Genomic DNA, 21,619 nt, shown 5'->3' with positions numbered 1-21,619 from the left:
GTCAACATCAAAAACCATATACGCAATGCAATCAATCATTTACAATATAAACACTATCAAATAAGATTAAAAACTATTACTCTGAATTTAAATTCGCTTTAATGAAAAGTTTAAGAGTCAAAAATTAGGATTTGAATTGCAACACAAAAAAAATTATCATCTACATTTCAATATATAATTCTGAAATAACCTCAGCCGCCTCTTTCATTTTTGAATCCACGATCTTTGCATAAATTTGAGTTGTTCTCAATTCTCGATGATCAAGCCTCTTAGAAACAGTGTAAATATCTGCTCCGTTTTCTAATAACAAAACTGCATTGGTATACCGTGCGGAGTGAAAAGTAATATGTTTAGGAACTGCCGCGCGATTACACCAACGAATAATTTCAGTGTTGTAAGTCATCCCATATTTCAACCCTCTGAAAACTAGATCCTGAGGATCCTGCCGTTCTCCAAGAAGTTCTATGGCTTGTGCAGAGATATACAAATACTCAACTCCACCTGTTTTCTCTTGCCTAAAATTGACTTTAGAAAACTCACCTTCATCAGGAACTTCTGACCAAGTCAAAGTATTAATATCTGACCTGCGTAATCCCGATAAGCAAGAAAATAAAAATGCTTTTTTTAGCACTGGATATTACATTCTGCTTTTGCTAGAGATTGTAATTCCTCAAATATCAAGTATTCCCTCTGGATTTCAACTTGCTCAAATGATTTTATTTTTGCAGCATAATTGACTGTAAGATAACCTTCATCAAAAGCATTTCCTAAAGCTGCTTTAAATTTATTGAAATAAGGAATTTTGAGAGAGTGGTAAATAACTTCTAGTGAGGGATGTACAAATATATAAAATAAACGCTAACAAGAGAAAATAAAATTCACATAAACTACTGTAAATCAAACAAAAAAACACAAAAGAAACCAAAAGAAAAGCAATTTACTTTCCGATACAGAATTTTGAAAAAATATTCCCCAATACTTCGTCATTTGTGAACTCACCGGAGATCTCGCCCAACTGCTCCAAAGCGTTTCTCAGTTCATACGCCAAGAGTTCGGTGTGAATTCCGGAACTTACTGCATCCTCTACCTGAAGGACAGACTGCAGAGATTTCCGCAACGCGTCGTAATGTCTTTGATTGGTGATGATCACATTGCTTTCCTGGTCTTTTAAATTTTCTACATAATCGATCAGGACTGTTTTTACGGCTTCAATTCCGGTTTGATCCCGTGCGGAAATCCTTAATAACTCATCACAATAGTCCGGAAACAATTCCAGATTTAAGGTCGAGTCAAATTCGTTTGGAATTTCGTCGTTCGTCAAATCCACTTTATTATGCACCAATACAATTTTTAAATCCTCGCGGTGAAATTCCTTTACAAACGCAATCACTTCTTCAGGCGTAGAATCCTGCTCATCGTAGAGATACAAAAGCACTTTCGCGGAGGCAATTTTCTCCTTCGCTTTCGTCACCCCAATTTTCTCAATAACATCCGTCGTTTCCCGAAGTCCGGCGGTATCCACAAAACGGAAAGCCGTTCCTTTCAGATGAATCACTTCTTCGATGGTATCGCGGGTCGTTCCTGCAATTTCCGACACAATGGCTCTTTCCTCTTTCAGCAAAGCATTCAAAAGTGTGGATTTTCCCGCATTCGGTTTCCCGATGATGGCCACTTCTACTCCATTTTTCAGCGCATTTCCGTACTGGAAACTTTCAATTAAAGCGCCCAGTTTATGCCGAAGATTCTGCAGCAGTTTATTCATGGCGGTACGGTCTGCAAATTCTACATCTTCTTCCCCGAAATCCAGTTCCAGTTCGATGAGCGAAGTAAAATTCAGCAAGTCATTTCTCAAGATGGAGATCTCACTTGTAATTCCTCCTTTAAGCTGATTCAAAGCCACTTTCCGCGAGGCTTCATTTTCCGACGCGATCAGATCAGCGATGGATTCAGCCTGTGCCAAATCGATTCTGCCGTTCATAAAAGCCCGCATGGTAAACTCACCTGCTTTCGCCAACCTGGCGCCGTGTTTTACCAAAACTTCCAGAATTTTCTTTGCAATATGCGGCGAGCCGTGAAAAGATATTTCCACCACATCTTCCATCGTAAAGGTTTTGGGTGCGCGGAAAACAGAAACCATCACTTCATCGATAATTTCTTCGGTATCGCTGGATGTCGGGTATTGGGTGACGGACGATTCATTCTGAATGGTGAATTGCTCAACATCTTCCGTCTCCGGTCTGTCCTCTATTATCTTTGTTCTTTCATCTTTGTTCTTTCCTTTTGCCTCCTGGCTATTTCCATCCACTATATAGCCGTAATGCACCGTATGCGACGGTACTTCTTCCAGATTTTTTCCTTTAAAAGTTTTTTGCGCAATTTTCACGGCTTCCCCTCCGGAAAGGCGGATAATTCCCAAAGCGCCTACTCCATTTGCGGTCGCAATCGCACAGATCGTATCTTGATTCATACGGCAAAATTACGGAATTATTCCTATTTTTCAGGACATGGTGTCAATTGTCCAGGTCACCCTATTAAAAAGTTACATGCGGTACAAAAAGATAAACACAATAAAACATTTTAAACTTTGTCTTGCATCGCAAGATTAAATTAAATGAACTAAAAACTACATTCAACTAAAGAGAGACAAAGACTCTTCGTTTGTTAAAGAAATACAATTGGCTGATTTTCAATTATTCGAAATCATCTGCAAACTTTAATATTTATCACTCACTCAAAAAACCAATCACCCAATCACTCCATCACTGCGTTGTTATCGACTTGTTCCACAAAAAAAGCCATCTCTTTCGAAATGGCTCTAATTTTATAAAAAGTCCTGATTATTTTAAAAAGACCACGATCAGGTACGTAAGTCCTGCCACGAAGGCTGAAATTGGAATGGTTAAAATCCAGGCCCAAAGCAAACTTACCGTGATTCCCCAGCGAACTGCAGAAACCCTTTTGGTAACGCCTACCCCGATAATCGCACCGGTAATGGTGTGCGTGGTAGAAACCGGAATCCCGAAATGTTCTGAAATGAAAAGCGTTATTGCTCCGGCCGTTTCAGCGGCAACTCCTTCCAGGGGCGTTACTTTCGTAATTCGGGTACCCATGGTTTTTACAATCTTCCAACCCCCACTCATTGTTCCTAAAGCAATCATTAAAAATGAAGTAAAAGGAACCCAGAAATAATGTTCTACAAAATAGTTGAACTGGTGGGTACTGTCTAAAGCCAGGTAAACAGGATCCTGTAAGGTATGCGTGTGATGAAAAATAACGGCTGCTCCGATAATTCCCATTACTTTCTGTGCATCGTTCGTACCATGTCCTAAACTGAATAAGGCGGAAGAAACCAACTGTAGTTTCTTGAAGACATTATCCGCTTTACGGGGACTGGATCTTTTGGAGACATTGACGATAAACAGGGTGATCAAAATGGATATCGCAGAACCTATCAATGGCGCCAAGAAAATGAATAAAAAGATCGGAATCACTTTATCATACCTGACAATGTCTTGTGTAAAGAGTTGCTTAAAGGATAGAATCAGCTTATCAAAGACATCCAGGTTGGGCTGTGCCAACGCGATAAGATGATAGTCAGTCACCAAAGCATGCATTAAAGCTGCTCCTAAAAATCCACCGATCAGGGTATGCGATGATGAAGAAGGAATCCCAAACCACCAGGTCAATAAATTCCAGGCGATCGCTGCAACCAAACCGGCAAAGATGACTTCCAGATTAATGAAATCGGTATTCACTGATTTGGCGATGGTATTCCCGATCTTAAATTCGCCGATTACATAGGCAGCAAGGAAAAAGGCTGCAAAATTCCAGACGGCAGCCCAAAGAACTGCCTGGAAAGGAGTTAAAACTTTTGTTGAAACGATGGTCGCGATAGAGTTCGCGGCATCATGAAATCCGTTGATATAGTCAAAAATCAGTGCTAATGCAATGATGATGATGAGTAGAATCGGTAAATCCATTCTTTTGTTTATAGTAAATTAGGGAATAGATTAGGCGTATTTAATCAAAATACTGTCAATCGTGTTGGCTACATCTTCTGCTTTGTCAGTCACTGTTTCCAGATATTCCAAAACTGATTTTACTTTAATAATCAATAATGCATCGTTGGTCTCAAACAATTTTACGATCGCCTGGCTTAAAACGTCATCGGCAATATTCTCGAAAGAGTTAATTTTAATACAGGATTCTTTAACGGCTTTCGGATCTTTGAAATCGTTCAGGTTTTTAAGGGCAAGCTGAACTTCGAGACATGATTTGTAAATCAACAGTGTAAACTCGGTGTAAGCAGGATCCAGTGGTGCTTTGTATAAATAAATATATTTAGCAGAAGCATACATAAAGTCAGCAATATCATCTAAACCACTGGCCAAATGACTGATGTCTTCTCTGTCAAAGGGAGTGATAAAATTTTCTCCCAGCTGCACGAAAATCTCATGAGTGAGATCATCCATCCGGTGTTCGTAATCACTCATGTGCTGCAACATGGTATCATCATTGATATCAAAATCGAGTAAACTTTCGTGAAATTCTTTTGACATCGCTACCAGTTCTTCAGCAACTTTTTCAAACAGTACAAAAAACACTTTGTCTTTCGGCTGGAACATTTTAAAAATATTTCCGATTCCCATTATAATTCATTTAATAATTAGTGCTGCAAATTTCCGAAAAAGACTGATAAGTTTTTCATTTTAATATTAATCTTTATTAACATTGTGAAATAGTTCCTAACAAAAGAAAGCAACTCCATCAATCAACAGGCCACAAACGTTAATCAAAAAAAAAACAGTCCCATTAATGATAATGAAACTGTTTTGTATTGAATAAGAAAGAAAAATTAGTTAGATTCTTCTGCTCTCATATCTTTTCCTTTAAACTTCTGAGTTTCTAATCCTTTAAGAACTTCGTCTTTAAATGATTTTTCTACTTCAAAGAAAGAGAATTTTTCCAAGATTTCGATATTACCAATATCTGGTCTTTTTCTTGATTTTTCAGTTGACTTGTTGATGATTTCAAGCATGTCAATTTTTTTCAGGTTGTCCCGTTTTCCTAAGTTAAAGAAAAACCTTACCATATCTCCATCGTTTCTTCTCGGTTTTCTGTCTCGGGACTCGCCTCTGTTTCCTCCGTCTCTATCTCTGGAATCGCGGTTTCCACCATCTCTGCTTCCTCCATCACGGTTATTGCTGAAACGGTTTCCGCTATCTCTTCTGTCTCCTCTGTCACGGTCTCGGCCTCTTCCGTCACGGTCTCTGCCGCGATCTCTACCACGGTCACCGCCACGGTCATCGCTGTTGAATTTCTGATCCACCAAATCGTCTTTATCTTTATAATAAAGCGCCATGTCTCTCAACTGCAACTGCAATAACTGGTGTACCAGTTCTTCTTTGGTAAAGGCTGATAAATCCGGAATCAATTCATTGTCGAATTCAACTAGATTTTCGTGTTCTGTAAATAATTTTTCAAATACGCCGGCAACCTGTGCTTCGATAATTTTTTTACCGGTCGGAATTTTCTTCTCAATAATTTCAATCTTGGTAGATTGTTTGATCTGCTTTAACTTTCTGGATTCCTCCGGTTTAATCAATGCAATTGAAATACCGTCTTTTCCGGCACGACCTGTTCTACCGCTACGGTGAACAAATACTTCAGGATCATCAGGTAAAGAGAAGTGAATCACGTGGGTCAGTGAGTCTACATCTAATCCTCTCGCGGCTACATCGGTTGCAACCAGGATATCGATGTTTTTCAAACGGAATTTTTTCATCACCGTATCCCGTTGCGCCTGAGATAAATCACCGTGAAGTGCATCTGCCGCGTAACCGTTCTGCATCAAGAAGTCAGCGACTTCCTGAGTTTCCATACGGGTTCTGCAGAAAAGAATCGAATACTGATTTGGATTTGCATCGATCAGTCTTTTCAAAGCTTCTTTTTTATTTCTGTACCCTACCACGTAATATTCGTGTTTGATATTTTTCTTAACCTCATTTAAAGAGCCCACCACAATTCGGTGAGGATTCGTTAAATAGTTTTTAGAAATTCTTTCCACCTCTCTATTCATCGTTGCCGAGAATAAGAAAGTCTGTTTGGTTTCCGGTGTTTCGTTCAAAATAGTTGCCAAGTCATCTTTGAAACCCATTGATAACATTTCATCAGCTTCATCAAGCACCAACCACTGGATTTCAGAGAAATCAAGGGCTTTTCTGTTGATCAGGTCAATCACCCTACCTGGCGTCCCCACAATAATCTGTGGTTTGTCCCGTAGCGATCTGATTTGATCACTGATACTGCTTCCACCATAAACTGCTGTAGTTTTGATGTTCCGCATGTATTTCGAATAATTAATAATGTCTTTGGTAATCTGCAAACAAAGTTCTCTGGTTGGACAAAGCACCAATAATTGGATTTTGCGACTCCCGTCGTCAATCATATCCAAAATCGGAAGCGTAAACGCTGCTGTTTTGCCTGTTCCCGTCTGCGCAAGTGCGATTAGATCGCGTGTATCTGTAGAGATAAAAGGAATAGTCTGTTTTTGGATTTCTGTTGGGCTAATAAAGCCCATTTCGCCAATTGCCTTCAAGATTTCAGGGCTTAAATTGGTCTCCGTAAATAAATTCATGTAAAAGATCGTCTATAAATTGGCTGCAAAGATACGTTTTTTATTTATCATAATTATATCGATGGTTTATTAAATTATTGTTAATAATTACTTTGTCCAATTTTGATCCACTAAACTCCTTATAATAAAGTCTTTCCGCTCAACAAAAATCTGAATTCAATTGCTCAATCCCTCAATCCGTTTTAAAAAATATTGGATTCTTTTCTAATTTAAACCAAAAACCCCCTCACAAATTACACAAGACTGCCCAGCTTTGAAAACATACCGTCTTATTTTTACATCCGCCTGATCACAACATCAAATCACCATTCACCACATCACCACTCAAAAACTCAAAAAACTCAAAACCCAATCACTCAAAAACCAAGTTCTCACCAATTACCTTCCTGCAAAAAAAATAATCTTTAAATTTGCACCATTCAATTATGGAACACTTACACTTAAAAACCGCCGCTTTTCATACTTTAGGTTGCAAACTCAATTTTGCAGAAACCTCAACCATTGCCCGTCAGCTTACTGGTGCCGGTTACCAGAAAGTCAATTTCGATGAGCCCGCCAACGTCTACATCATCAATACCTGTTCGGTGACCGAAAATGCAGACCGCGAATGCAAGTTTCATGTAAAGCGTGCTATGAAAGCCAATCCCGATGGTTTGGTCGTTATTTTAGGATGTTATGCTCAATTGAAACCGGAAGAAATTTCTGCAATTGAAGGCGTTGATTTGGTCTTAGGAGCCAGGGAAAAATTCAATATTTTGAGTTACCTGGATGATTTGCAGAAATCAGAAAACCACGGAATCATTCATTCCTGCGAAATTGATGAAGCTGATTTCTTCATCGGAAGTTATTCGATTGGCGACCGAACCCGCGCTTTTTTGAAAGTACAGGATGGCTGCGATTACAAATGTACCTATTGCACGATTCCTTTGGCCAGAGGAATTTCCCGCTCCGATACCATAGAAAATGTCGTAAAAAATGCCACTGAAATCGCCCAAAAAGGAATTCGCGAAATCGTTTTAACTGGTGTGAATATTGGCGATTATGGAAAAGGTGAATTTGGAAACAAAAAACATGAACATACTTTTCTGGATTTAATTTCAGAATTAGATCAGGTGGAAGGCATTGAAAGAATCCGTATTTCATCCATTGAACCGAATTTATTGAAAGACGAAAGCATAGAACTGGTGGCGAAAAGCAAGCGTTTTGTGCCTCATTTCCATATTCCTTTACAGAGTGGAAGCGATGATTTATTAAAGAAAATGAAACGCCGGTACCTGACGGGGATCTACACTAACCGGGTGGCTAAAATCCGCCAGGTGATGCCCGATTCCTGTATTGGAGTTGATGTCATCGTAGGATTCCCCGGAGAAACAGAGGAAAAATTCCTGGAAACTTATAATTTCCTGAATGAATTACCTATTTCTTATCTCCACGTCTTTACCTATTCAGAAAGAGAAAATACAGAAGCTGCAGAAATGGAAGGTGTTATTCCAATTCCTGAAAGAAAGCGAAGAAATAAAATGCTGAGAATTCTTTCAGAGAAAAAGAAAATGGCTTTCTACGAAACCCAGCTTGGAAAAACACTTCCTGTCCTTTGGGAGCATGAAAATAAAAACGGAATCATGTTCGGTTTCACCGAAAATTATGTCCGCGTGCAAAAGCCGTTCGATGAAAATTCCATCAATCAAATAGAAATTTTAAAGCTCAAAACAATATTGGCTGATGGAACTGTTTCTGTATTTCCGGCTTTTGAGGAATTTCTGGCAAAAATATAAATGTAGCTTAACTAAATTTAAACAGACTCTAAAACTTAGAGTCTGTTTAAGTTTTAATGCTATCATTCATTTCCAATCTCTGAATAAAATCTTAATTTCTCTTCATTTCTTAATTTAAAATAAACAGGCATATTAGTTTTTTTTTAAAACCGCAAAAGAGCCAAAAGCTTTATCTTAATTTATTTTTCAAAAGGTGGCAAAAGGTGGTGTGAATTATTTTTCCAACCACATAGTCACAAAGTCAACAGTTGTTCTTAAGTTTTTATGCTGCAAAAAAGTTCAGGAAGATCTGCGCAGTAATCCCGGACAAAATCTTAATTTCTCTTCATGTCTTAATGTTTAAAAATAAACGGGCATACTAGTTTTTTTAAAACCGCAAAAGAGGCAAAGCTTTATCTTAATTCGTTATTCAAAAGGTGGCAAAAGATGGTGTGAATTATTTTTTAAACCGCATAGTCATAAAGTCAACAGTTGTCCTGAAGTTTTTACGCTGCAAAAAAGTTCAGGAAGATCTGCGCAGTAATCCCTAAGAAAATCTTAATTTCTCTTCATTTCTTTTCTATCCTTTACGGTTGGGGAAAAAGAAAATTTCTTTTTTTAAGCAAATTGAGACAGGCTCTGAAACATCCATCATTTATTTCTTCAGGTTTATTTTTTTCCCATATCTAAACTTTCGAACATATTCGGGAAATACATGAGGAGAATAAAATAGAAAATAATCATCAGGACAATCACAGCGATTGCAATGATTACGATGGGTGCGGGTTTATTTTTATCAGTTGGTTCCATGATTTTTAAGTTAAAGATTCCCTTATGGAGCATCAATTTTTACACCAGATTGATCAGGCATTTCCGTCTGCACTTTTTCCATCGGAATTTTAGAAAACCGTGGCTGCAGAATTTTTGCGATTAAGCCCGTCCAGCCGGTTTGGTGCGATGCTCCTACTCCACGGCCGTTATCACCATGAAAATATTCATAAAACAAAATGTAATCCTTGAAGTCTGGATCTTCCTGAAATCTCGGATATTGTCTGTTAAAAGGACGTTTCCCGTTTTCATCCATTAAAAAAATCGCAGCCAACCGTTTTCCCAGAAAATCTGCAATCTCATCTAAATTCAGGTAATTTCCGCTGCCGGTCGGGCATTCTACTTTAAAATCGGGACTGTAATAAAAGAAGAAGCGCTGCAGGCTTTCAATAATTAAAAAATTAATGGGAAACCAAATGGGTCCCCGCCAATTGCTGTTGCCGCCAAACATATCGCTGTCACTTTCTGCCGGGAGATATTTCACGGTATAATCGGTTCCGTCTAAATTAATATGAAACGGATGTTCTTTATATTCCTTTGATAAAGCCCGCACGCCATAATCGCTCAGAAATTCTTTTTCATTCAGCATTCTTTCGAGCAGTTTTTTCAGCCGGTGGCCTCTCAGTAAAGAAAGTAAATGTTTGGAATCGTCGCCTTTCACCTGCCAGTGGGAAACGAGGGCAGCCAACTTCGGTTTGTTTTTCAAGACCCAGTCCATTCTTTCTTTGAAAGCGGGTAATCTATCGAGCATTTCTTCATCGATGACCTCTACGGCAAACATGGGAATCAAACCTACGATGGTACGGATCCGCATAAACATATTGGTACAGTCTTTCAACTGCAGCGCGTCATAAAAAAACTCGTCCTGATCATCCCACAGCGAAAAATCATTTTCTCCCATATTGTCGAGTGCATTGGCAATACTTAAAAAATGTTCAAAGAATTTGGTGGCCATATCTTCATATACTTTATTATACAAAGCCAGTTCCATGGCGATTCTCATCATATTCAGTGAGAACATCGCCATCCAGCTGGTACCGTCGGCCTGTTCTAAATTCTCCCCATACGGCAGGGTTTCATTTCGGTCGAAAATTCCGATATTGTCTAAACCCAGGAAGCCGCCTTCGAAAATATTATTTCCATTATTGTCTTTTTTGTTGACCCACCAAGTGAAGGTCATTAACAGTTTCTGAAAAACCCCTTCCAGAAATTCCAGGTCAGGTTTTCCTTTGAGGACTTCATCAATTTTAAAAACCCTGAAAGCTGCCCAGGCATGAACCGGCGGATTGACATCGCTGAAATCCCATTCATATGCCGGCAACTGACCGTTCGGATGCATAAACCATTCGAGGGTCAACAGTTTCAACTGCTGTTTGGCAAAATCAGCATCGATAATAGAAAAACTCAAAGTATGAAAGGCCAGATCCCAGGTCGCAAACCACGGATATTCCCATTTGTCGGGCATCGAAATGATATTCAGAGAATTAAAATTCTCCCAGTTTTCATTGCGGATATGTCTTCGGGATTTCGGGGGCGGGATTTCAGCAGGATCACCTTCTAACCATTTTTCAATATTGTAATGGTAAAACTGTTTGCTCCACAACATTCCCGCGAACGCCTGCCGCTGTACCAATTTTTCATCATCGGTTTTTACGCCCTTCTGTACCTCTTTATAAAAATCATCGGCTTCTGTTTTCCGCTGTGAAAAAATTACATCAAAATCTGCAAACGGCTGGTCAAGATCCCGGTCGCATAACCGGAATTCAAAAACCTGTGTCGAATTTGCCGGGATTGTTTCATCGATAAAGAAAGAGGCCTTGGTGCCATTTTTTTCATTATTAATGGCGTTTTCATTTCCATTAATAATGAAATCATTGATGCCGTCTTTGCAATATTTTCCGGCATTTATAGACTGAAATAACCGCTTATAATTGGTTTCATTATTGCAGAAAAGAACGTCAGAAGTTTGTTTAGCGTAGATGTTTTTTATGGTTAATTCTTTATGATTAACTGCAATCTGATCCGAATTTACCGCGTTTAAATGAGGCCGGTAATCATCGTAACCCCAACTCCAGGTATTCCTGAACCAGATGGTGGGCAGAAGAATCAAAGGAGCGTCTTTCGACGATTTATTGGTCACCGTAATTTTGATAAGCATATCTTCGGGAGAAGATTTGGCGTATTCAATAAAAATATCAAAATATTCATTCCGGTCAAAAATCCCGGTATCGATGAGTTCATATTCCGGATTTTCTTTTCCGGCCTGTTCATTTTTAAGGATTAAATCTTCATAAGGAAAAGCGTTTTGAGGATATTTATACAACATCTTCATGTAAGAATGCGTGGGCGTATTGTCCAGATAATAGTAATATTCCTTCACATCTTCCCCATGATTTCCCTGGCTGTTGGATAAGCCGAACAGCCGCTCTTTGATCCTGCTGTCTTTTTTGTTCCAGAGACCTAAGGAGAAAACGAGCAGCTGTTTATCATCAGAAATTCCGCAAATTCCCTCTTCGCCCCAGCGGTAAGTTTTTGCTTCGGCAGTATCGTGGCTGGTGTAATTCCAGGCATCACCATCGGCACTGTAATCCTCGCGAACCACTCCCCATTCGCGATTGCTGACGTACGGACCCCATTTTTTCCAGGCAATATCGGGGAGTCTTTTATTTTCTTCAGTCATCCTGTTTTAAGTTTTAAAGCCAATGGTTATGTAGAAATTCTTCCATCGGAAACAATGATTATGCAGTGAGAAAGGCAGTTTTACTGATGATCAAAACCACCTTATAAAAAATTTGAAAATTTTTTACAATCCTTAAAAAAAGGAAAATTTATCCGCCCGTTGAGAAAGATTCGAACGTGGTCATTCCTCCATCGATAAAGATACTGGTTCCTGTAATATAATCTGCCAGATCGCTCGCCAGAAATACCGCCAGATTCCCAATATCCTGAGGCTGACCAATTCTGTTATAGGGAACCAGTTTGAGCAAAGAATTCAATTCCTCCGGCGTTTGCCAGGCATCTTTATTAATGGAAGTCTGAATTGCGCCCGGACAAATGGAGTTCACGCGGATTTTATCTGCGCCATACTCCTGCGCCAAAGTCTGCATCAACATCCTGATCGCCCCTTTACTCGACGCGTAATTGGCATGGCCAGCCCAGGGAATAATTTCGTGTACGGATGAAATATGAATGATTTTTCCGCAGGCGACCGAACGGGAGGGATCAATTCCTCTTCTGAGAAATTCTTTCACGGCTTCCCGGGCGCATAAAAACTGACCGGTTAAATTAACCCCAATCACGGCATTCCATTGATCCAAATTCATTTCGGTAAACTTCGCATCTTTTTGAATTCCGGCATTGTTAACTAAAATATCAACGGTACCTAATTGTTCTACAACCTCCTGAAACATTTTTACAACCTCGTCTTCTTTGGAAACATCGCATTGATAAACGATTCCATTTCCCCCATTATTGGTGATTTTTTTCAGAATGGCACTGGCTTTTTCCAGAGAACCTTCTGAGGGATAATTAATGACAACCGTAGCGCCTGATGCTGCCATCGACTGGGCAATCCCGGCTCCGATTCCGCTGGAAGAACCGGTGATTATGGCGACTTGATTTTTAAGAGAAACTTCCATAGCATAAGTTTAATATTAAAAAATAAAGAATAGAAACTATCGAGCCAAATTACGCCGCGCCGCCAGACTTGCCCGATATTTTAATGGTGATAAACATCTTCATACCTAACGCCTGCTTCAATTCTGACCGGTAAAAAATTCTCCGCCGGAACAATCGGGCAGTTGTAATCGAAAGCGTTATACGCACAATAGGGTTGGTAGGATTTGTTGAAATCTAAAATAATGACATCGTTTTTCGGGATTTTCAAATCCATGTATTTCCCGCCACCATAGGTTTCTTTGCTGTTAGTCAAATCCCGGAAGGGAAGAAAAAGATAGTCTTTGTATTTTTTCGTCTTTATTAATGCTAAGTTTTGATAAAGCGTTAAAGTTAATTCCTGACCATCTAAAACAAATGTCGCTTTGCCGAATTCCCGATAGGTTCTGGTTTTTCCTGAAGACGTGGGAAGTTCAAAAGCTACTGGATTTTCAGTTTTGATGAATTTTGCAGAAACGCGGTACTTTAAATCAACAGGAAAGAAAGGATGCTTTTTGAAATTGGTAAAATTACTTCCCCTCAAGGGAGTTTCCTTTGGGTTTAAATATTCTGCGTTCAACTCTGTCTGAAACTTTTCAACATCAGAAAACTCCTTTTCCTGAATGTTTGAAACGCAGGAGGTCAGCAGAAAACCCATCATTAGAATGAAGAAATTTTTCATTTCTTGTAGTATTTTTTTCTGATGGTTTCGTAGTAACTTTCGTCTGCAGAAACGTAAAAAGGCATTTCGATATAATTCTGATCCCGGTACATTCCGAGGTGCAGATAAACCGGTTCTGTAGATTTTTCCGTCTTTAATTTAAAATTTAAAACATCCATGAAATCTTTGGGCGACTTTGTAGTATGGGCAGAAACCAACTTTTCTACCGTTACTTTTCCATTTTTATAATAAAGGTAATTGCAGGATCTTTTTAGGGAATCCGGGGACAACTTTGCCTGGAACTTTTTCGAAATGTTAAATCCTTCAAATGCAGAATAGTCTTTATTTTCACATTTTTTAAAATAGGTTTCAACAAAATCCTGGGCAATCTGTTTTCTTTCTTTGTTCATTTTATTTACTGAAACTACGTCATATCGCGAGTTGCAACTTCCCAGCAAAAAGGGAATCATCCACAGGAAATAGATTTTCTTCATTCTAATTAATTTTTACTTTATAAATATCGGTTTTATTTCTTTTAATATTTTTGATCCAGAATCCACCTTCTTCCGGAATTTCTTCTTTTAAATCAAAATTAGTACACGCTTTTGGCAATCCGGAAAAAACCAGGGTAAACCAATAATCTTTCATGGGTGGGACTTCTGTCCAGTAAGGAAAAAGAGAAATATTCTCGTGGTGAATCAAAGTGCTTTTATGTCCCAAGCTCTCATCAATCAGAAAGGTAGATGGCCAGATACGGATCAGCATATCCAAAAAAGGAGTCGCCGGAAAACAGCAGTGTACGATGACCTGCTTTTCCAGTTCTACTTTGGGCTGAAGTGCTGCCAGCAGTTCCGGTGAAATTTTGGGTTTGGTAATGGTTGTCATTTTTAAATAAGCAATGGGTAATGGAAAATGAGTAATTGCTAATTATCGAGTTCGAGTATTTCTTTGCTATACTTTCTTATATTTTTGATAAGTTCGGGATTATCTGCCAATTTCTGTCCATAGGTCGGAATCATTTCTGTTAATTTTTCTTTCCATTCATTTTGCACTTTTTCAGGAAAACATTTCTCTAAGACCTGAAGCATTGCAAATGCTGCCGTAGAAGCCCCGGGAGAAGCACCAAGCAGGGAGGCGATCGTTCCGCTTTTATTCACAACGACTTCTGTCCCGAATTCTAATTTACCGCCTTCTTCTTCACTTTTTTTAATGATCTGAACTCTTTGTCCCGCAATTTTCAATTCCCAGTCTTCTGCTTTCGCATCTTTTACAAACTCTCTTAAATGCTGCATGCGCTGTACTTTGGTCATCGCGACCTGCTGTACGAGATATTTCGTCAACGGCAGATTATGCCACCATGCGCCAAACAGGGATTTGATATTTTTTTGATTGACACTTTCCGGTAAATCCAGGTAGCTTCCTTCCTTCAAAAACTTGGTAGAGAATCCGGCAAACGGTCCAAAGAGCAGCGCTTTTTCTCCGTCAATAATTCGCAGATCCAAATGGGGAACACTCATTGGCGGAGCATCCACACCGGCCTTGGTGTAGACTTTTGCCTGGTGCTTTGCGATTAATTCCGGGTTATGGGTAACCAGCCACTGGCCGGAAACCGGGAATCCGCCATAGCCTTCACTTTCGGGAATATCGGAACTTTCGAGCAGCGGAAGGGCGTAACCTCCGGCACCGATAAATACAAAATCGGCGGTGACATCGCTCAATTTATAATGCATCCGGTCTTTGACTTTCACCGACCATTTTCCGTCAGACAAAGGATCAATATCTTTCACATCATGGTATAAATAAACATCGGTCTGGGAATCTTCTGCTAAAAACCGTCCCATTTTCCGGGTTAATGTTCCGAAATTGACATCGGTTCCCAAATCCATTTTCGTGGCTGCAAGAACTTCGTTATCTTTTCTTTTGGCCATAATTAAAGGAATCCATTGGCGCAGTTTGTCGTGGTTTGTGGTAAATTCCATTCCTTTAAATAATTCAGACTGAATCATTTTTTCATGACGCTTTCTTAAAAACTCGACATCTTCCTTGCCGAAAACCAAACTCATGTGCGGACAGGAATTAATAAAGTCTTTTGGCCGGTCAATATATTTTTTAGAAAGTAAATATGACCAGAACTGTTTCGAAATTTCGAACTGTTCGGCAATACTTTCAGCTTTGGAAATATCGATGGAACCCTCTTCGTTCTCCGGCGTATAATTGAGTTCACAGAAAGCAGAATGTCCTGTTCCTGCATTATTCCACGCAGCTGAACTTTCCCGGGCAAAGCGGCCGAGTCTTTCAAAAATCACAATTTTCAGGTTGGGATCAAGTTCATGAAGCATGGTTCCGAGTGTGGCACTCATAATTCCTCCGCCGATTAAAACAACGTCGTAATGGGATTGAAGGGCTTTATAATTGGCTGATGTAGGCATATCATTCTATTTTAAGATAACGAATTTCGGTAAAAGTTTTGTTTTAGCTCAAACAAAAGCTGTTAAAAATTCCTTAAACCGATATTTATAAAAAAGTAGGATAACCGCCCGCCTGAATTTGATCAGTTAAAATTCAGAATAATCTGCTGAATCCGCACTGAAATGCTACTGTCTTGTTTTAAGAGTCCGATTAAAATTCATCAAAATTAATTGCCCAGGTCGGGGAAAAATAAAATTTCTGTTTTTAAACAAATTTAAAAAGGATCTTAGATGAAAACAAACAACATCTTACTTCCCGGACACAGGAATTACATAAAAATACACCGACATAAAATGACAGAACGTTCCTAATAAAACGAACAGGTGAAAAATGGCGTGATTGAATTTTATCCGGTGAATGCTGTACAAAGCCGCGCCAATGGTATAGGAAATGCCGCCAGAGAGCAACCAAACCAATCCCCGGAAATCCAGATGATACAGCAGACTGTCAAAACTGAAAATAATCAACCAGCCCATTCCGACGTAAAGAGCAGTGGATAAAACGGTAAATCTTCCTGTAAAGAAAATTTTAAAAATGACGCCAAATAGAGCAATTCCCCAAACGACCGCAAAAAGCGTATACCCCTCGTGGCCATTCAGCGAGACCAAAGCGAACGGCGAATAAGTTCCTGCAATTAAAACATAAATCGCGGCGTGATCGAAGATATTAAGCAGGAATCTTCTTTTAGGATTTTTGGAGGAGTGATATAATGTAGAAGCCAGATAAAGAATAATCATGCTCAGACCAAAGATCGAAAAACTGATGAGCGCCCTTTTACTTCCTAAATCCATTGCGCGAAACAGCAATAAAATGAAAGCCACGACACTCAGGAGCAAACCGATAAAATGAGACCAAATATTAAACCGCTCTTCTAAAACTGAATAGGTATGAACGGCATATTTAGTCTTGGTTTTCACTAATTTAAGAGTAAGGTTAATTTTTTAAATTCAGTTTCGGCGTTTTTCTCTTTGTATAAAATACCGTAAATGGTATCGACAATCGGTGTTTTCAGTTGTTTGCTTTTTGCCGTATGATACACTGAATCAGCTGCGTAATATCCTTCGGCAATCATGTTCATCGACTGAATGGCCGATTTTACCGTGTACCCTTTTCCGATGAGATTTCCTAAATTCCGGTTACGGGAAAACAGCGAGTATGCCGTTACCAGTAAATCACCGAGATAAGCGCTCTCATTCACATCCCGTGGAACTTCATACACCGCTTCAAGGAAAATCTCCATTTCCCTTACCGCATTAGAAACAAAAACAGCCGTAAAGTTATCGCCGTATCCCAAACCACTTGAAATGCCGGCTCCCACTGCATAAATATTTTTCAGAATCGCACTGTATTCATTCCCTAAAATATCTCTGCTGCAATGAACATTGATAAAGTCAGAAGAAAACAGAGAAAATAATTTATCGGCAACCTCCTCTTCCGCAACTGCAATGGTAAGGTATGAAAGCCTTTCCATAGCTACTTCCTCCGCGTGACAGGGACCGGCAATTACCGCCTGATTGCGGAAGCCTATTTTAAATTCATCACGAAGGTAATGCGCCACAACATCATTTACCTTGGGAACAATTCCTTTAATCGCAGAAACAAAAATTTTATCCCCGTAATCGCAGGTCATTTTATCCATTGCATCTGAAAGATAAATGGACGGCGTTGCCAGAACCACTACTTCACACGCTGAAACCAATTCATTGATATCGGTAGTGACCTTCAGATTTTTTTGATCAAAAGAAACCGAGGTTAAGTAATTGGGATTATGACCGCGTTGCTCAATAGCCCCTTTTACATATTCATTCCGCACACACCAGTGAACCAGTTTGCTGTTTTCGACCAACATTTTCACGATTGCGGTTGCAAAACTACCACTTCCTACTACTCCAACGGGAATGTTCTGAGTCTGCGATTTTGGGGCTTTCTTTTTTGTCATAATTAAAAAAACTTTGGTGCTGTTCAGAAGTTCTGAACAAACGGGAATCTTCCGCACAAAGATATTAAAGGTTTCTGAAATAGGACAAACAATTGTTTTGTAATAAACTGAACAAAATCATCCGGCACAGTGCCCGCAAGAAAAACAGCTTTTAAAAATATTTTATAAATTTGCAGTCTCAATTTTTTGACAACTAAGTGTTTAATAATGAAGAATTTTATAAGCAGTAAAAAAAACATCAGTTTAATCCTCGGAGTCCTGGTATTGGTCATTTTCGGACAGGCTCTCTTTATCGGAAAGCTCTATTCGGAAAAAGACGATAAATCGTACCAGGTCAATTTAGTACCGGTTAAAACTGAAAAAGACAGCATCGATTACCTGGAGTTAAAGAACAACCTGACTTTAGTTGACCACACCATCCGGGAACTGAATTCCTTTTTGGCCGCAAAGAATTTATCTGACGGTAAAATAGAGATGCTCGCAAAAGACAGTATTTCCAATACGGTTTATCTGGCAAAACAAACCAACCGGTACAGCCAGTATCTGGTGGATTTGCAGAAGAAATTACAACAGGTTCCTTTGGGAATCCCTACCGACGGCTACATTTCCTCACAATTTGGAAAAAGAAAAAATCCGTTCCCGGAAAAAACGGTGATGTTGGCGTCCGTGCATTCCGTAAAAGCTGAACCACAGTACATCGAAGTAAAAGACAGCGTAGGAAATGTGACTAAAAAAATGATCGTTCCCAATCCAAACCAACCATTAGCCGAGAAAAATAACGCCCCCTCCGAAAAAGACCAGATGAAATTCCATAAAGGGCTTGACATTGCGGTGGCTCACGGTTCCGACGTGCGGAGCGCGGCCTCAGGAAAAGTAATTTTTGCCGGCGAAAAAAGCGGCTACGGAAACTGTGTCATTATCTCGCACGGAAATGGTCTGGATACCCTCTACGGCCATCTTTCTAAAATACTGGTCAAAGCAAATGATGTGGTAACGGTAAATGATGTAATCGCAAAATCCGGCAATACAGGCCGTTCCACCGGACCTCATCTTCATTACGAAGTTCACAAAAACAACACGCCGGTCAATCCGAAATTTTTTATGAATCTGTAATCCACTCATTTAAAAATACTGACGCTCCTGAATTTTTCGGGAGCGTTTTTTTGGTGGGAATACTTAAAGATTACCTGCTTTTACAGACAACTATTATTGTTCGTGTTATTGGTGTTAAAAAATTAAAATTATTAAGATTTTCTCTGGAAATGTAAATACAATTGTTAGTTCATTTGAAAAACTTAAAAAAAGATTATCGCTTTTTTGATTCTTGCAGTTTTTAAAACAAATTTAAACAGACGCGCTTTTGTAAAAACATTCCTGGCGTTGGTGTTAAAATTACAGTTTAAAGGCCACCATTAAGCTTTCGGTTTTCTAAACCCTTTTTTGAAATCAGAAAGAATTTCTTTTCCCAGGTTTGAACCCATAGTTTAGAAAAAATTACTGAAATTTGCAGTCGCCCAAAAAATGAAGCTGAACTATGAAATTATGTATTGCTGAAAAGCCAAGTGTTGCCCGGGATATTGCCAAAGTTTTGGGAGCCGACCAACCCAAACAGGGATACTTCGAAGGCAACGGTTATTGGGTAACCTGGACGTTTGGTCATCTTTGTACCCTCAAAGAACCGCATGATTACAGTCCGCATCTTAAATCGTGGAACCTTATTTTCCTTCCCATCATTCCGGAGCCTTTCGGGATAAAATTAATAGAAAACCCGGGGGTTGAAAAACAGTTTAAAATCATTGAAAAACTAGTTGCTGATTGCGAAGAAGTCATCAATTGCGGGGATGCCGGGCAGGAAGGTGAGGTGATACAGCGCTGGGTTCTGCACAAAGCGAAATGCAAAAAGCCCATCAAAAGACTTTGGATTTCTTCACTGACCGAAGTGGCCATTAAAGAAGGATTTGCCAACCTGAAACCTTCGGAAGACTATCATAACCTCTATCAGGCCGGGAATGCACGCGCTATTGGTGACTGGCTTTTGGGAATCAACGCCACCCGTTTGTTCACCCGAAAATTTGGCGGCAACAAAAGTGTTCTTTCCATTGGACGGGTTCAAACCCCTACTCTCGCCATGATCGTTCAGCGACAAAAAGAAATTGACGCCTTCAATACCGAAGAATACTGGGAACTGAAAACCAAATACCGCGACGTCATTTTCAATGCGGCCATCGACCGTTTAAAAACGAAAGAAAAAGCCGAAAAAGGGCTGGAATACCTGAAACAGAATCTTTTCGAAATCATCTCTTTTGAAATTAAAGAAGGTAAAGAGAAAAATCCAAGACTCTTTGATTTGACGGCTTTACAGGTGGAAGCCAACCGTAAATTTGGTTTTTCTGCGGAGAATACGTTGAAATATATTCAGAGTTTATACGAAAAGAAACATACGACCTATCCGCGTGTGGATACCACTTACCTTTCCGAAAGTCTGCATCCGCAGATACCGGCTATTCTTCAGAGCATGAATTTTTACCGGGAATTAACCGCTCCGCTTTTAGCCCAGCCGATTCCCAAATCTAAAACTGTTTTTGATGATACCAAAGTGACTGATCACCACGCGATTATTCCGACCGAAATCCCGCCTTCTTCCAGTTTAAGCAGAGAAGAAAAGTTGATTTATGATTTGGTCGCGAAACGGTTTATCGCCGTTTTTTACCCCGAATGTAAAATCTCAAATACTTTGGTGGAAGGCCAGGTTGGCACCATTCCCTTTAAAACAACCGGCAGACAAATTCTGGAACTGGGCTGGCGCGAAGTTTACAGTAAAGAAAAAGACGATACCGAGAAAAAAGAAAAAGAGGAAGAACAATTGATTCCCGAATTTAAAGCCGGGGAAAAAGGACCGCACAAACCATTCATCCATCAGGGAAAAACAAGTCCGCCAAAAGCGTATACAGAAGCAACCTTACTCCGCGCCATGGAAACCGCCGGAAAACAGGTGGATGATGAAGAACTGCGCGAAATGATGAAAAACAACGGAATCGGAAGACCTTCTACCCGGGCGAATATTATCGAAACACTTTTCCGAAGAAAATACATCGAGCGGAAAAAGAAAAACATCTTCGCCACTTCCACCGGCGTCGAACTGATCGATACGATCCAGGATGAACTGTTAAAAAGCCCTGAATTAACGGGAGAATGGGAATTTAAACTCCGTAAAATAGAGCGCGGCGAATATGAAGCCAGTCAGTTTAAAGAGGAACTGATTGCAATGGTGACCGATCTCACCCGAAAAGTCATCAATGAAAAGGCAAAAGTAATTTCCTTTCAACAGGAAGTGCAGCCCAAAGAAAAGAAAGACCCCACGCCGCGAAAAACGGTTGCCATTATCTGGGAAGAAACCGATTGTCCGAAATGCGGGGAAAACAAACTGATGAAAGGTAAAACCGCCATCGGCTGTTCCAGTTATAAAAGCTGTGGTTTCAAACTTCCATTTATCGTGTTCGGAAAGAAACTCACCGAAAAACAGATTCAGGATATTATCATTAAAGGGAAATCGAGTAAACTTAAAGGATTTACAGAACATCCCGAAAGGTTAACGGAAGGCATTCTGCGCCTCACAGAATCGGGGACCGTCGGGTTGCAGACCGAATAGCATTCCATTCTTTCCCGCCGAAGCATCT

At 39.7% G+C, this 21,619-nt stretch carries 17 protein-coding genes; 3 read left to right on the top strand and 14 right to left on the bottom strand.

Annotated features, from left to right (window positions below):
- Positions 1-160: 160 nt before the first annotated feature.
- The 5 genes from NBC122_RS14615 to NBC122_RS09885 form a co-directional block, all read right to left on the bottom strand.
- Positions 161-631, bottom strand: coding sequence for a site-specific integrase (locus NBC122_RS14615; RefSeq protein ID WP_246012335.1), 471 nt, complete (start codon positions 629-631; stop codon positions 161-163).
- 306 nt (positions 632-937) lie between these two features.
- Positions 938-2,467 (bottom strand): tRNA uridine-5-carboxymethylaminomethyl(34) synthesis GTPase MnmE, encoded by a 1,530-nt coding sequence (gene mnmE, locus NBC122_RS09900; protein ID WP_133440215.1) that lies wholly within the window; start codon positions 2,465-2,467, stop codon positions 938-940.
- Between the two features lie 370 nt (positions 2,468-2,837).
- Positions 2,838-3,980 (bottom strand): inorganic phosphate transporter, encoded by a 1,143-nt coding sequence (locus tag NBC122_RS09895; RefSeq protein WP_133440214.1) that lies wholly within the window; start codon positions 3,978-3,980, stop codon positions 2,838-2,840.
- 30 nt (positions 3,981-4,010) lie between these two features.
- Positions 4,011-4,649, bottom strand: coding sequence for a DUF47 domain-containing protein (locus tag NBC122_RS09890; RefSeq protein ID WP_133440213.1), 639 nt, complete (start codon positions 4,647-4,649; stop codon positions 4,011-4,013).
- Between the two features lie 206 nt (positions 4,650-4,855).
- On the bottom strand, positions 4,856-6,637 hold the full coding sequence (locus NBC122_RS09885) for a DEAD/DEAH box helicase (protein ID WP_133440212.1): 1,782 nt from the start codon (positions 6,635-6,637) through the stop codon (positions 4,856-4,858).
- A 425-nt stretch (positions 6,638-7,062) separates the two neighbouring features.
- On the opposite strand from NBC122_RS09885, the gene mtaB reads away from it, so the two are divergent.
- Positions 7,063-8,412, top strand: coding sequence for a tRNA (N(6)-L-threonylcarbamoyladenosine(37)-C(2))-methylthiotransferase MtaB (gene mtaB, locus NBC122_RS09880; RefSeq protein WP_133440211.1), 1,350 nt, complete (start codon positions 7,063-7,065; stop codon positions 8,410-8,412).
- A gap of 648 nt (positions 8,413-9,060) precedes the next feature.
- Here mtaB and NBC122_RS14380 read toward each other — a convergent pair.
- The 9 genes from NBC122_RS14380 to NBC122_RS09840 form a co-directional block, all read right to left on the bottom strand.
- Positions 9,061-9,201: a hypothetical protein gene (locus tag NBC122_RS14380; protein WP_165983209.1), complete on the bottom strand. Its 141-nt coding sequence runs from the start codon at positions 9,199-9,201 to the stop codon at positions 9,061-9,063.
- Positions 9,202-9,223: 22 nt separating this feature from the next.
- Positions 9,224-11,899, bottom strand: coding sequence for an MGH1-like glycoside hydrolase domain-containing protein (locus NBC122_RS09875; RefSeq protein WP_133440210.1), 2,676 nt, complete (start codon positions 11,897-11,899; stop codon positions 9,224-9,226).
- Between the two features lie 148 nt (positions 11,900-12,047).
- The gene (locus NBC122_RS09870) at positions 12,048-12,857 is read right to left on the bottom strand and encodes a glucose 1-dehydrogenase (RefSeq protein ID WP_133440209.1); all 810 of its coding nucleotides are present in this window, start codon (positions 12,855-12,857) and stop codon (positions 12,048-12,050) included.
- Between the two features lie 80 nt (positions 12,858-12,937).
- A complete protein-coding gene (locus NBC122_RS09865; RefSeq protein WP_246012333.1) occupies positions 12,938-13,555 on the bottom strand; it encodes a DUF1684 domain-containing protein in 618 nt (205 codons plus the stop codon).
- The gene (locus NBC122_RS09860) at positions 13,552-14,028 is read right to left on the bottom strand and encodes a hypothetical protein (RefSeq protein WP_133440208.1); all 477 of its coding nucleotides are present in this window, start codon (positions 14,026-14,028) and stop codon (positions 13,552-13,554) included. The genes NBC122_RS09865 and NBC122_RS09860 overlap by 4 nt, the downstream gene beginning before the upstream one ends.
- Position 14,029: 1 nt before the next feature.
- Positions 14,030-14,419, bottom strand: coding sequence for a hypothetical protein (locus NBC122_RS09855; protein WP_133440207.1), 390 nt, complete (start codon positions 14,417-14,419; stop codon positions 14,030-14,032).
- A gap of 38 nt (positions 14,420-14,457) precedes the next feature.
- Complete coding sequence (gene mqo, locus NBC122_RS09850; protein ID WP_133440206.1) at positions 14,458-15,963, bottom strand: malate dehydrogenase (quinone); 1,506 nt, start codon at positions 15,961-15,963, stop codon at positions 14,458-14,460.
- 288 nt (positions 15,964-16,251) lie between these two features.
- The gene (trhA, locus tag NBC122_RS09845) at positions 16,252-16,920 is read right to left on the bottom strand and encodes a PAQR family membrane homeostasis protein TrhA (protein WP_133440205.1); all 669 of its coding nucleotides are present in this window, start codon (positions 16,918-16,920) and stop codon (positions 16,252-16,254) included.
- Positions 16,920-17,942, bottom strand: coding sequence for an NAD(P)H-dependent glycerol-3-phosphate dehydrogenase (locus NBC122_RS09840; protein ID WP_133440204.1), 1,023 nt, complete (start codon positions 17,940-17,942; stop codon positions 16,920-16,922). The genes trhA and NBC122_RS09840 overlap by 1 nt, the downstream gene beginning before the upstream one ends.
- Before the next feature lie 207 nt (positions 17,943-18,149).
- Between NBC122_RS09840 and NBC122_RS09835 the strand changes: the two genes are divergently transcribed.
- Positions 18,150-19,055, top strand: coding sequence for a M23 family metallopeptidase (locus NBC122_RS09835; RefSeq protein ID WP_133440203.1), 906 nt, complete (start codon positions 18,150-18,152; stop codon positions 19,053-19,055).
- Positions 19,056-19,476: 421 nt separating this feature from the next.
- Positions 19,477-21,591: a type IA DNA topoisomerase gene (locus NBC122_RS09830; protein WP_133440202.1), complete on the top strand. Its 2,115-nt coding sequence runs from the start codon at positions 19,477-19,479 to the stop codon at positions 21,589-21,591.
- The last annotated feature ends 28 nt before the right edge of the window (positions 21,592-21,619 follow it).

It is taken from the genome of Chryseobacterium salivictor (assembly GCF_004359195.1).
GTDB classification, from domain to species: domain Bacteria; phylum Bacteroidota; class Bacteroidia; order Flavobacteriales; family Weeksellaceae; genus Kaistella; species Kaistella salivictor.
This window is presented reverse-complemented; position numbering and strand designations above follow the sequence as displayed.